A 12,498-nucleotide genomic window follows, 5' to 3' on the forward strand; every position below is an offset into this window, starting at 1 on the left:
AGGGATTGTAGGAAATCTTCTTCGATTTTAATTTAAACTAATTTATTTCCGTTTAATGATTCAACTATTTTGTTACTTTTTTCTTGTAAAGAGGTACAGAGGAGCAAGCCTCACCAAACATAATAGATTTTGCAATTGGCTTTAGTTTCTGTGCTAATAAAACTAAGGCATTTGCAGGTACAGGTTTATTAGAGCAGCCTTTAATGATTATAGGTGCATTCTTATATTCTGAAAGGTCTAATCCAGAAATAATATCAGTGTAAAGAATAGATTCTAATTGATTAAGGTTACCAATGACAGTAAGTTTGGCTACATCTTGAAGCTGGATTGAAATTAGCATGTACGCCCAATCTGGGACAATAGCATCCTTTGAGCAATAAAGAGCAACATAAGCATCTTTGTATTGCGACCAATCGTGCTCATTTACGTAAGCTCTAAACTCTTTTTCCCGCAACACTAAGCCTTCCCAAAGCCAATCTTTGATGTCAAAAGACACACGTTTTCCTTCAGGATAGAAGTCTTCTAAATCAACAACTTTAAGTTTGCTGTTGGCAACCCTATTTACGATTTCGTCTGCCATTATTTATTGACTTTGTAACGTCTTAACCCGTAATTGGTATCTTCTTTTTCAACAAAATTTAAAGCAATCTTACTACCATCTAAAACGGGCTTATCGAGTTTAGAGGTATGAATTTTTTCGTAAGTATCTACGGTAATCGATGTCCGGGTTTCTAGATATTCAAAAAGCTTTATGTCTTTTAATTTTGAAGCCCAATTTGGTTGAACTGTACCTTCAAAAACCTTAGACTTAGAACCACTTCCGTAACCGATAAAACCAATCGTTTTTCCAGAGATGTCTTTAGAATTGTTGAAGCTATCTGACAAATAACTTAAAAGCGACATAAAAATAGAAGCGGTGTACATGTTTCCGATTTCTGAAGACGCTAATTCACCAGCAGCTATATTTTGCGTTATAAAATCACTATATAATTTTGATTTGTAAGCCGATTTTTGCCAAGTTTTAGCGTCAGTGTCTTCAGGTTTGCCTACTTCCTCAATTAAAGTGTTGTATGCGTCAGAGTCTTTAATCCAGTTGAGCCAATTATTAAAAATAATACGGCGTCCGTGGTAAGCGTATGGCAAATGAAACACAAACTGATTCCAAGTATTTACAAAATTTGTTTGCTTCTGATTATTGAAATGCTCTAAAGCTTCTGTAATTCTGTCTTCGTAGCAAGCATTAGAAAACTGCCCATCAAAGACAGGTTCTTCTTTAAACACTTCAACCATCTCATTACTATCTGACCAGAATTCTGAATTTGTAGACTTTATAAAAGTGTCGATTGTTTCTTTAGAAGCATCGATTTTAAGCTCTTTTAAAACAGATTTAAGTAGTTCTGCTTTTTTATAAGTACGACGCGGTTTAAAGAAATCGCCCTCACTTTTTGATGCCACACCCCATGTATCATTTATTGATAGAATAGATGGATTATGACTTACCAAAACGGCTACAGCTCCGGCACCTTGCGTATATTCTCCTGTTGAGTTAATATCGTATTTAGATAAATCTGAAGCGATAACAACCGCCTTTCTTTTAGCATCTTGTTTTACCCAATCTAAACTGTTATGAAGCGCATCTACCGCACCAACACAAGCAAAGGTCATGTCTAGAATATCACAGTTCTTAAAACTACGCTCACCAAAGGTTTTAGCTAATTCCTTTTCTACAATCTCAACAGCATAGGTCGCTGTGGGTTTTGAGCCATCAACAGCACTTTCGGTACCTAAATATACACGTCCAATGTCTTTTGGATTAATGTTGTTCTGTGTAATTAAGTTGAGAAGAGCATTTGCTGCAAACGTGGCAGCATCTTCCCCAATATTTGGAACCGCCATTTTTTGCAGTCCAAGTCCGCGTTTTAATTTTTCGGCAGGAATACCTCTGGCTTCAGCCAAATTATCCATTGAAACATAAAGTTGTGGTACATAAAAGGCTATAGCATCTATTCCTGTGGTATTCATAATCGTGGAGTTATAACATTCCTAATTCTAATTTGGCTTCTTCGCTCATTAAATCTTGAGACCAAGGTGGATCAAAGGTAATTTCAACCTCAGCATCTTTTACTTCGTTGATAGATTTTACCTTTTCTTCTACTTCAAGAGGTAATGTTTCGGCAACTGGGCAGTTAGGTGATGTTAATGTCATAAGTATTTTAACTTCGTAGTCCTCATTAACAAACACATCGTAAATCAACCCTAGTTCGTAGATGTCTACAGGAATTTCTGGGTCGTATATGGTTTTTACAACTTTAACGATTTTATCGCCAAGTGCGGCTGTATCTATTGTGGTTTCGCTCATCTCTTATTTCGGACACTGAGGCACTCGAAGTGTCTTTGCATTAAGGTTAGAAGGTCATTTCGAGTGCCTCAATGACCAAGTATTTTTTAGTTTAATTGTGTTTGGTATGCAATAGCATACATTTTTAACTGTTTTATCATACTTACCAAGCCATTGGCTCTGGTAGGTGATAAGTGTTCTTTCAGCCCGATTTTATCAATAAAATCTGTATTCGCCTCTATGATGTCTTTTGGATGTTGATTAGAGAACGCTCTAATTAAGATGGCTATTATTCCTTTTGTGATAATAGCGTCACTGTCTGCGGTAAATTCCACCTTGTCGTCATTCATATTGGCATGAACCCACACCTTACTTTGGCAACCTTTAATAATATTATCATCCGTTTTGTGAGCTTCGTCAATTAATGGCAAGGTTTTACCTAAATCTATCATGTATTGGTAACGCTCTTCCCAATCGTCAAACATAGAGAATTCGTCAATAATTTCGTTCTGTATTTCTTCAATCGTCATAGTAAATTCTTTGAGACAAAATTACTACTGTTTTTTAACTTTCTCTGCTATTGCTAACACTTTATTAACGAGTTTTTCTATCTCTTTAGGTGGAAATCCATCATCAAAACTAGGTGTCATATAAACAACATCACCTTGTTTAATGGATAATGTCGCATGGGCAGCTCCGTCGTACAACCTTTTGTCAGTCGGTGCTTTTAGAGTTTGAAAGGTCTTTCTTTCAATACTATTCAGTAACTGCTCTATTTCCTCCCAATCGCTTTTATCGCATTTATATTCTTGCATGTTTTGTAAGCCACGGTCATTTGATAATTTAATTTTTGCTTCTGATATGTATGCATACTTCGCAAAACCTCTAGAGCGTGCTTCGTATATTACAGCAACATCATAATTTTGACCAATTGCTTTTTGTTTATCTGTCATCATTTGTTTTTGGGCTATTGGTTCTGCGTCAGATGCTTTAGAATTTGTTGAGGCTTGTTTTTGCGAATTACATGAGCCTGTTAAAAAGACTAACGTCACTAAACTGAATAAAAACTTCATAAATAATAATTTTTAATAAAGATACAATATAATATATCACTTATAGTGCCAAAAAAAAGAGCATCTTGGGATGCTCTTTAATTATAATTTATTCTTGAAAATTTAGTTTCCTACATAAGAAGCTCTTGGTCCTCCTGGAGCAAATATAGCACGCATTCTATTGCGCTGACCATCTGTAAACATGTACATGCAAGCATCATTTACGTAATCCATGTAATTCATTGTCATATCTGCCGATTTACAGTTAACAGTAGGATAGCTTGGACAACCATAGTTTGGTCCATCAGATGAAGGTGTATCTGCCACAAAATCATCTTGACGACATCTGCCATCTCCCCAAATATGACGTAAGTTTAACCAATGTCCCACTTCATGAGTCATAGTTCTTCCTAAACCAAAAGGACCGCTTGTATTTCCAAAATATGCAGGGTCAACAACTACACCATCTGTAGAAGCGTTTCCTCCTGGAAATTGCGCATAACCTAAGATTCCACCACCAATAGGGCACACCCACATTGTTAGATGCGTGTCTCTGGTTGCAGGGTCTGATGGATAAGCAGATTTTACAGCATTGTTAGTTCCCCAAGATGTTCTAGAGTCATCAAATCTAGTAACATTAGCTAGCGTAAAAGAGAACCCAGCATCTGTAGCGTCGTTAGCAAAAGTAGTTCCAGAAGGTAATTGGTTAACGTTAGTGTTTCTGAAATCTGCATTTAAAGTTGCTATTTGGCTATTTACTTGCTGAGAAGAAACAGAACTAGAATTTGGCGCAACAATAATAACATTTACTGGAATATTGATTACTCCCAAATTATCGCTTACAGGTAAAACATCGACATCTCCATCACCAGAACCGCCGCCACCGCCAGGTCCGCCGCCATTACCACCTTTTGGTCTAGCATTAGCCATAAATTGTCTTGAGTTTAATTCTATATCATACATGCGCTGATAAAGTCCAGGGTTTTCATTGAGTTGACGATTAAGTACTTCCATAGACGCACAAGTTTTGCCGTTTGCAACTCTGCTTGTAGAGCCATTATCAGTAGCATCTGTGTAAAGATAAAAATCACTCATGTCAACTTTTGATTGCTCTTGCTCTAGATTGTTACTGTCATCGTTACAACCAGTAAAAAGAAGAGCCATAGCAGCTAATCCTAAAATTGTTTTTTTCATTTTTGTTAAGGCTTTTAATTAAAATTTTGACGAATATAAAAGAATTTGTTAAAAATTTCACAAAATCCGAAAAAATTTGCCCACAAATCGATGAAATGCATTTTAGAAATAAAAAAGCACCTCATTTGAGATGCTTTTAATTATGATAATTAATGAGAAAAATTACGATAACATCAATACCGCTTTTTTTAATCCAGCAATAAAAGTGTCTATTTCTTCTTTTGTATTGTAAAACATGAATGAAGCACGAACAGTACCCGGAATTTTATAAAAATCCATTATAGGTTGTGCGCAATGATGACCAGTACGCACAGCTATTCCCATTTTATCTAGAATTGTTCCGATATCATAAGGGTGAATATTACCGACGTTAAAGGAAATTACAGAAGTTTTGTTTTTTGCTCCCGAAGCTTCGGGACCGTAAATTTTTAAATCTTCTATTTGAAGCATTTGCGCCGTGGCATATTCTAAAAGCTCATTTTCGTAAGCAGCGATAGCTTCAAATCCTATGGCATTCATATAATCTAAAGCTGCTCCAAAAGCAATACCGCCGCAAACATTTGGTGTTCCTGCTTCAAACTTATGAGGTAAATCTGCATACGATGTTTTTTCGAAAGACACTTCAGAAATCATTTCGCCACCACCTTGATATGGTGGTAATTTTTTTAGCCATTCTTCCTTACCATAAAGCATACCAACACCTGTTGGGCCACATATTTTGTGAGCAGAACAGACATAGAAATCTACATCTAGGGCTTGCATATCTGGTTTAAGGTGAGGACAAGACTGTGCACCATCAACTAGAACCGCTGCACCAACAGCATGGGCTTTTTCTATTATGGTTTCAATAGGGTTTATAGTTCCTAAAGCATTAGATATGTGGTTAACAAAGACCAGTTTGGTGTTTGTATTTAATAGTGTATCGTATTCACTTAAAATCAATTCCCCATTAGTATTCATGGGAATAACTTTAAGCGTTGCGCCTGTGCGTTCGCATAACATTTGCCAAGGCACAATATTACTATGGTGTTCTAGTGCCGAAACAATGATTTCATCATCTTTTTTCAATAAAGATGAAAACCCACTAGCAACAAGATTAATTCCATGCGTAGTCCCAGATGTATAAATTATCTCATAGCTGTGTTTTGCATTAAAATGCTTTTGAATTTTTATACGCGCTTGCTCATAAGCATCAGTAGCTTCTTGACTCAACGCATGTACACCACGATGAATATTTGCGTTGTAATTACTGTAATAATCAACGATAACATCAATGACCTGTTTTGGTGTTTGTGATGTTGCCGCGTTATCCAAATATATAAGTGGTTTCCCATTAACCTTACGATTAAGTATCGGAAAATCTTTTCTGATTTTTTGTACGTCTAGCATAGTTTTCAATTCCATATGCAAAGGTACGAAGCATTGCGGTTATTGTAAAACTTATAACAAGGCTTTAAGACTAAGTTCATTACATCGTTAATATCTTTGTGGCTTTAACTTCAAATATGAATTTAAGTAAATCACCCAAACCTTGGGTTAATATTTCTTTTGTTGAAAACGAAGCGACTAAGAAAAGGTAATGGCAAAAATTATAAAATGTAGTAAATGTGGCACTTACAATAAAAATAAAGATTATTGCGACAATTGCGGTGCTCTAATTTCCTATAAGAAAAAGCGAGAACAACGTATTGAGGAAGAAAAAACAATAAGATTTGAAAAGGCAAAGAAAAAACCGCCAAATTTCATCGAAAAATTACGCGCTCATCAAAATTTAGCTTATCGTATTCTGGGGTGGATTTTATATTCTGGTTTCGCGGTGGTGAGTGCAATCGGAGCTTTTATAGCATGGTTAGTTTTTGCAATTGCAGCTGGATAATATGAATAGAACACTAAGTATCTATATTACAGTTTCATCCGTAATAGGGACTTCAATTTATATTGCCCAAAAATGTAGTATTTCGCTCCCGATATTCGTCAATAATTATATCAACGATTTTATAATTGTCCCTATCTGCTTAACCGCAAGTCTTTATATTTTAAGACATACGAAGAGCGATAAAAACTACGTTATACCGCTCTATCTTATTTTGTACTTATGCGCTTTTTATAGTATTCTTTTTGAAGTAATACTACCAAGATTTTATGCCAGATACACTGCAGACTTAATCGATGTTGTTCTTTATTTTTTAAGTGGTTTTTTGTTCTATTGGCTACAACAACCTAAAATTACAAATCGAACCCAATATTAACACCTAGTTTTTGAGCAATTAGCTTCGTAATTCTACTCTTAATTTCTGGGATGGTTACTGAATCTAAAACGTTATTACTGAAGGCGTACATCAGTAATCCACGTGCTTCTTTTTCAGGAATACCTCTTGAGCGTAAGTAAAACATGGCACTTTCGTCGAGCTGACCAATTGTACAACCGTGAGAACACTTAACATCATCTGCAAAAATTTCAAGCTGAGGTTTCGTGTTTATAGTCGCTTTATCACTGACTAAAATGTTGTTATTAGCCTGAAATGCGTTTGTTTTTTGTGCTTCTTTCTCAACTACGACTTTACCATTAAACACGCCTGTAGAATTCGCATCAAAAATACCCTTGTAATCTTGATGAGATTCACAATTTGGCTCTATATGATGTACTAGTGTATTATGGTCAACATGCTGTTTATCGCCAATGATGGTAATGCCTTTCATGGTGGAGTCGATACGCTCGCCGTTCTGGTAAAAATTAAGGTTGTTACGCGTTAATTTTCCACCAAAAGAAAAAGTGTGCACTTTGGCAATACTCTCTTGCTTTTGGTTAATAAATGTATTGTCTATTAACGATGCGGACTGTTTGTCATTCTGAATTTTATAGTAATCGACAATAGCACGCTTATTTGCAAAAATCTCTGTAACAGAGTTGGTTAACGTTGGATTGTCAGTTAAACTCTGGTGACGTTCTATAATTTGCACATGCGAATTTTCTCCTACAACAATTAGGTTTCTTGGTTGAAGCATTAAAGCCGCTTCATTACCTGTTGAAAAATGAATGATTTGTATCGGTTTTTCAACAACTTTATTCTTAGGAATATGAATGTAAGCACCTTCTGCTGAGAATGCCGTATTTAAAGAGGATAAGCCGTCTTTTGTTGCTATTTTATTGAAGTAATTATCAATTACAAGTTTATATTTAGGCTTGTTTAATGCGGCAGACATTAAGCAAACATCGATACCATCATGAGTTGTTGCAGATAGGTGAGACGAATACTTTCCATCTATAAATATGATTTTATAAGAGTCGATATCATGGATAAAGTATTGCTTTACATCTTTATAATCTAAAGCACCTGTTTCTTTAGGAAATACGCTAAAATCATTTTTCAAAACCGAATTCAGTGAGGTGTATTTCCACGCCTCTTGTTTTTTAGTAGGAAAACCTACAGCTTCAAAATTCTTTATAGCGTCAACTCGTATATCATGAACAGATGAATCTACGTTAACCGTATTTTCAAAAGCCATAAACGATGATACTAATTTTTCTTTTAAATCCATTTTTATGTTTCTGGGCACTGAGGTACTCGAAGTGCCATTAAACTTTAGTTTCAAGGTCATTTCGAGAGCCTCAATGACCAATCTAACGACGATAACGTCTTATGCGCCAATTTCTTCTTTAATCCAATCGTAACCTTTAGCTTCTAATTCGTGAGCTAATTCTTTAGTTCCTGACTTTACAATACGCCCATTGTATAAAACATGCACATAATCTGGCACGATGTAATCTAACAAACGCTGATAGTGCGTAATTACAATTGTAGCATTGTCTTTAGATTTTAATTTGTTTACTCCATTTGCTACGATACGTAACGCATCAATATCCAAACCAGAATCTGTTTCGTCTAGGATAGCTAATTTTGGTTCTAGCATGGCCATCTGAAAAATCTCATTACGCTTTTTCTCACCACCAGAAAAGCCTTCGTTTAAAGAACGTGATAAAAACTTACGGTCAATCTCTAAAAGTTCAGACTTTTCTCGGATTAATTTCAACATCTCGTTAGCAGGCATATCCTCTAAGCCTTTTGCTTTACGAGTTTCGTTTATGGCCGTTTTCATAAAGTTTGTTACGGTCACTCCTGGTATCTCTACAGGATACTGAAATGATAAAAACACGCCCTTATGAGCACGTTCCTCGGCACTTAACTCTTCTATGTCTTCACCATTCAAAATTATTTCGCCTTCTTCTACTTCGTATTCTTCCTTTCCTGCAATTACAGAAGCAAGTGTGCTTTTTCCCGACCCATTAGGCCCCATGATTGCATGAACTTCACCTGGCTTTACTTCAAGGTTGATACCCTTAAGAATAGCTTTATCTTCTACACTGGCGTGTAAGTTATTTATCTTTAACATGGCATTAGTTTTCTATTTTTATAACGTCGTTTTGCTCTGGATTAGGTGCTTCGACCTTAATCGTTTCTTTAATTTCTAGTCTAAATGGCCAACCTTCTTCACCTTCAGGTTTGGCAAAGCGTTTTGCTCTTACGGTTACAGGCACCATATCGGTTGACTCTTTTTTGTAAGCTTTCACTTTTTCATTTAAAGCTTTCATATTGTCGTCTATAACAACACCGTAAATGCTATTTGCAGTCTGAATAACAGCTGCATTTTGACTTTCGTCATAGATAAAATCGCCTTTAAGCGTAATTAAACCATCATTTTGGTCGTATGATTTTGATGCGGCTTGTTCTTCTTCTACGGAATTAGTTTTAGTGTCATTTTTGCATGAAACAAAAAGACTTATACAAAATATTAAGGCAAATACTTTTTTCATATTAGTCTAAGTACTTTGGGTATTTTGGTAATCTATTAAAGTCGTCCTGGCTATGCTGAATGTATACATCGGCATTGTTTTCTTTAGCAAACTTTTCGAAAGCGTCCATGCTTTTTAAAGTCATATCTACATCGTAGTTAAAGATTGGAACACCTTTGTTGTCTCTATTTTCTTGAAAATGATATAAATCACCTGTAAGAAGAATATTTCCTGCGTTTTCTAACTTTAAAAATAACACTTGATGTCCTGGTGTATGTCCTGGCATGGATTTAATGATTACTGTACCATCTCCAAAGACATCAAAATCACCTTTAATTTTTTCCACTTTTGTTAAATCAGCAATAGCTTTGTAATTATCCCCTGCCTTCTGCTCTTCGCTTGTGATAAAGTTGTATTCTGTTTCTTGAACCAACCATATAGCATTCTTAAATTTTGAAGCGGAACCTGTATGGTCAAAATGCGTATGAGATACGGCTATAAAATCGAAATCTCTTGGCGTTAATTTTAATTGCGCTAGTTGAGAAACTACAGAATCTTTTCGAGATACCGTAAATGCGCCATCTGGTGTTGTAAAGGGTTCTTGCCCTACTAAACCTTCGCCAAGACCCGCATCCCACAATAATCTACCTTTTTGGTGCTCTATGATATAAAAAGCATCTGCAAAGGTTTTAGTTTGCCCAATGTACGTGGTATCCTGAGAAAATAGCTCAAGCATATTTACTTTTACTGTTCCGCCATCTAAGGCGTATAACTTTACTTTTGATTTAGTGTCAGCTTCTGTTTCAATTTCATTTTTAGCTTCAGCTTCTTCCTTGGCTTGGTTATAGCCATCTTTATACCCTTCTTTAAAGTCTTTGCAGGATGTAAATAATAAAGCAAGCGATAGTATAGTTAATACTCTTTTCATGGTTGATTGTTTTTATCCAACAGAGCCTTCTAGAGAAATTTCTAGAAGTTTTTGAGCTTCTACAGCAAATTCCATTGGTAATTTATTTAAGACGTCTTTACTAAATCCGTTAACGATTAGTGCTATGGCTTTTTCGGTATCGATACCACGTTGATTACAGTAGAAAATTTGGTCTTCACCAATTTTACTGGTCGTAGCTTCGTGCTCTATCTGGGCAGATTTATTTTTTGCTTCGATGTACGGAAACGTATGTGCACCACACTCGTTGCCCATTAAAAGGCTATCGCATTGCGAAAAGTTACGTGCATTCTCGGCACGCGAATTTATTTGTACTAAACCTCGATAAGAATTCTGAGATTTACCAGCAGAAATACCTTTAGAAATGATGGTTGACTTGGTATTTTTTCCAAGGTGAATCATCTTTGTTCCGGTATCTGCCTGCTGATAGTTGTTGGTTACGGCAATAGAGTAAAACTCACCGATGGAGTTGTCACCTTTAAGTACGCATGACGGGTATTTCCAGGTGACTGCACTACCAGTTTCTACTTGTGTCCAAGAAATTTTTGCATTCTTTTCGCAAAGGCCACGCTTGGTAACAAAATTGTAAACACCACCTTTACCATCTGCAGTTCCTGGGAACCAGTTTTGTACGGTACTGTATTTAATCTCAGCATTATCAAGCGCAATTAGTTCTACAACTGCAGCATGTAGTTGATTTTCGTCGCGGCTAGGTGCAGTGCATCCTTCTAAATAAGAGACATAACTGCCTTCATCGGCAATGACTAATGTGCGTTCAAATTGACCTGTTCCAGCTTGATTAATACGGAAGTAGGTTGACAATTCCATTGGGCAACGAACGCCTTTAGGAATGTAACAGAAACTACCGTCGCTAAACACTGCGGAGTTTAAGGCTGCGTAAAAATTGTCTTTTTGAGGCACAACGGTACCAATATATTTTTTAACAAGTTCAGGATGCTCTTTAATTGCTTCAGAAATACTCATAAAAATGATGCCTTTCTCGGCTAAAGTCTCTTTAAATGTTGTGGCAACAGATACAGAATCCACAACAACATCCATAGCTACTCCTGCGAGTTTTTTCTGCTCATCTAGGGAAATTCCTAGTTTTTCGAAAGTGGCTAATAATTCTGGGTCAACCTCATCGATACTATCGTACTTAGGTTTGCTGTTTGGTGCAGAATAATATGATATGGCCTGAAAATCTGGTTTTTCATAATTTACATTCGCCCATTCTGGTTCAGTCATTTCTTTCCAAAATTTAAAGGCTTCTAAACGCCATTCTGTCATCCATTCTGGCTCTTCTTTTTTCTTGGAAATGGCTCTAACAATATCTTCATTTAGTCCAACAGGAAACGTATCAGACTCAATATCTGTGTAAAAACCATATTCGTATTCTTTGGTTTTAAGTTCTTCCCTTAAATCGTCTTCGGTATATTTTGACATCTTTCTTTGTCTTTAAAGTGAAAATGATTCGCCACAACCACAAGTTCTATTGGCATTAGGATTGTTAAACACAAAACCAGTACCGTTTAGACCACCAGAATATTCTAGTGTGGTACCGATAAGGTATAGGAAGCTTTTTTTATCGACAATAATTTTTACGCCATTATCCTCAAATACTTTGTCACCTTCTTGTTGTGTTTTGTCGAATTTTAAATCGTAAGATAAACCAGAGCAACCGCCGCTTTTTACGCCTACTCTTATGTAATCTGTAGCTGCATTAAAGCCATCTTCTTGCATAAGTTGAATGACTTTTTGCTTTGCTGTCTCAGAAACCTTTATCATATCTTATATAGATTTTTTCTAAATAGAGTGCAAAGATACGATATAGCAAGCTTCTTACAACATTTACTAACATTATATTAAGATATGATTTAATAGGTTAAGCCTATTACGATATTAATTTGGTAATGTGAAAAAAAGTTATTTGTTTAAACTAATTTTCGCTTTAATAGAAAAAATTTTCGGAGAGTAGTTTCGAAGTTTTTGTCTTTGGCAGCACTAGTGTCAATGTCGCCATTAGAATCTATTAACATTTGTGTGCCGCAATTCTTGCAAATTACTTCGTCTGTTAATTTGTTTAAATGGTCTTTTTTATAAAAGTTGTGTCCAAGCAAAAGACAGGTCATGTTATCCGTTGTCGATTTCATGTGTTAAGATTTGGGGGACTACCAAT

15 protein-coding genes are annotated in these 12,498 nt (G+C 35.9%); 1 reads left to right on the top strand and 14 read right to left on the bottom strand.

Features of this window, described 5'->3' with window-relative positions; translation table 11 throughout:
* Positions 1 to 64: 64 nt before the first annotated feature.
* From DFQ05_RS08565 to DFQ05_RS08595, 7 genes are all read right to left on the bottom strand, one after another.
* Complete coding sequence (locus DFQ05_RS08565) at positions 65 to 580, bottom strand: DUF2480 family protein (protein WP_132704969.1); 516 nt, start codon at positions 578 to 580, stop codon at positions 65 to 67.
* Positions 580 to 2,022, bottom strand: a complete 1,443-nt coding sequence (locus tag DFQ05_RS08570) for a hydroxymethylglutaryl-CoA synthase family protein (RefSeq protein WP_132704970.1) — start codon at positions 2,020 to 2,022, stop codon at positions 580 to 582. Before DFQ05_RS08570 ends, DFQ05_RS08565 begins: the two co-directional genes overlap by 1 nt.
* A gap of 10 nt (positions 2,023 to 2,032) precedes the next feature.
* Entirely contained in the window at positions 2,033 to 2,359 is a 327-nt protein-coding gene (locus DFQ05_RS08575; RefSeq protein WP_073084091.1) for an iron-sulfur cluster assembly protein, read from the bottom strand.
* 86 nt (positions 2,360 to 2,445) lie between these two features.
* The gene (locus tag DFQ05_RS08580; protein ID WP_132704971.1) at positions 2,446 to 2,868 is read right to left on the bottom strand and encodes a SufE family protein; all 423 of its coding nucleotides are present in this window, start codon (positions 2,866 to 2,868) and stop codon (positions 2,446 to 2,448) included.
* A 24-nt stretch (positions 2,869 to 2,892) separates the two neighbouring features.
* Complete coding sequence (locus tag DFQ05_RS08585; protein ID WP_132704972.1) at positions 2,893 to 3,411, bottom strand: hypothetical protein; 519 nt, start codon at positions 3,409 to 3,411, stop codon at positions 2,893 to 2,895.
* 102 nt (positions 3,412 to 3,513) lie between these two features.
* Complete coding sequence (locus tag DFQ05_RS08590; protein WP_132704973.1) at positions 3,514 to 4,584, bottom strand: zinc metalloprotease; 1,071 nt, start codon at positions 4,582 to 4,584, stop codon at positions 3,514 to 3,516.
* Between the two features lie 162 nt (positions 4,585 to 4,746).
* Positions 4,747 to 5,973: an aminotransferase class V-fold PLP-dependent enzyme gene (locus DFQ05_RS08595; RefSeq protein ID WP_132704974.1), complete on the bottom strand. Its 1,227-nt coding sequence runs from the start codon at positions 5,971 to 5,973 to the stop codon at positions 4,747 to 4,749.
* Between the two features lie 190 nt (positions 5,974 to 6,163).
* On the opposite strand from DFQ05_RS08595, the gene DFQ05_RS08600 reads away from it, so the two are divergent.
* The gene (locus DFQ05_RS08600; RefSeq protein WP_132704975.1) at positions 6,164 to 6,460 is read left to right on the top strand and encodes a hypothetical protein; all 297 of its coding nucleotides are present in this window, start codon (positions 6,164 to 6,166) and stop codon (positions 6,458 to 6,460) included.
* A 350-nt stretch (positions 6,461 to 6,810) separates the two neighbouring features.
* Here the strand turns inward: DFQ05_RS08600 and sufD are convergent, their stop codons facing one another.
* The 7 genes from sufD to DFQ05_RS08635 all read right to left on the bottom strand — a co-directional run bounded on the left by sufD (position 6,811) and on the right by DFQ05_RS08635 (position 12,472).
* The gene (gene sufD, locus DFQ05_RS08605) at positions 6,811 to 8,124 is read right to left on the bottom strand and encodes a Fe-S cluster assembly protein SufD (protein ID WP_132704976.1); all 1,314 of its coding nucleotides are present in this window, start codon (positions 8,122 to 8,124) and stop codon (positions 6,811 to 6,813) included.
* 99 nt (positions 8,125 to 8,223) lie between these two features.
* A complete protein-coding gene (gene sufC / locus DFQ05_RS08610; RefSeq protein ID WP_073084101.1) occupies positions 8,224 to 8,976 on the bottom strand; it encodes a Fe-S cluster assembly ATPase SufC in 753 nt (250 codons plus the stop codon).
* Between the two features lie 4 nt (positions 8,977 to 8,980).
* The gene (locus DFQ05_RS08615; RefSeq protein WP_132704977.1) at positions 8,981 to 9,397 is read right to left on the bottom strand and encodes a hypothetical protein; all 417 of its coding nucleotides are present in this window, start codon (positions 9,395 to 9,397) and stop codon (positions 8,981 to 8,983) included.
* Between the two features lies 1 nt (position 9,398).
* Positions 9,399 to 10,304, bottom strand: coding sequence for an N-acyl homoserine lactonase family protein (locus DFQ05_RS08620; RefSeq protein ID WP_132704978.1), 906 nt, complete (start codon positions 10,302 to 10,304; stop codon positions 9,399 to 9,401).
* A 12-nt stretch (positions 10,305 to 10,316) separates the two neighbouring features.
* Complete coding sequence (sufB, locus tag DFQ05_RS08625) at positions 10,317 to 11,765, bottom strand: Fe-S cluster assembly protein SufB (RefSeq protein ID WP_132704979.1); 1,449 nt, start codon at positions 11,763 to 11,765, stop codon at positions 10,317 to 10,319.
* Positions 11,766 to 11,777: 12 nt separating this feature from the next.
* Positions 11,778 to 12,107, bottom strand: a complete 330-nt coding sequence (locus DFQ05_RS08630) for a HesB/IscA family protein (RefSeq protein ID WP_132704980.1) — start codon at positions 12,105 to 12,107, stop codon at positions 11,778 to 11,780.
* 146 nt (positions 12,108 to 12,253) lie between these two features.
* Positions 12,254 to 12,472: a hypothetical protein gene (locus DFQ05_RS08635; RefSeq protein WP_132704981.1), complete on the bottom strand. Its 219-nt coding sequence runs from the start codon at positions 12,470 to 12,472 to the stop codon at positions 12,254 to 12,256.
* Positions 12,473 to 12,498: the final 26 nt, after the last annotated feature.

Source organism: Winogradskyella wandonensis (assembly GCF_004346845.1).
Lineage (GTDB): Bacteria > Bacteroidota > Bacteroidia > Flavobacteriales > Flavobacteriaceae > Winogradskyella > Winogradskyella wandonensis.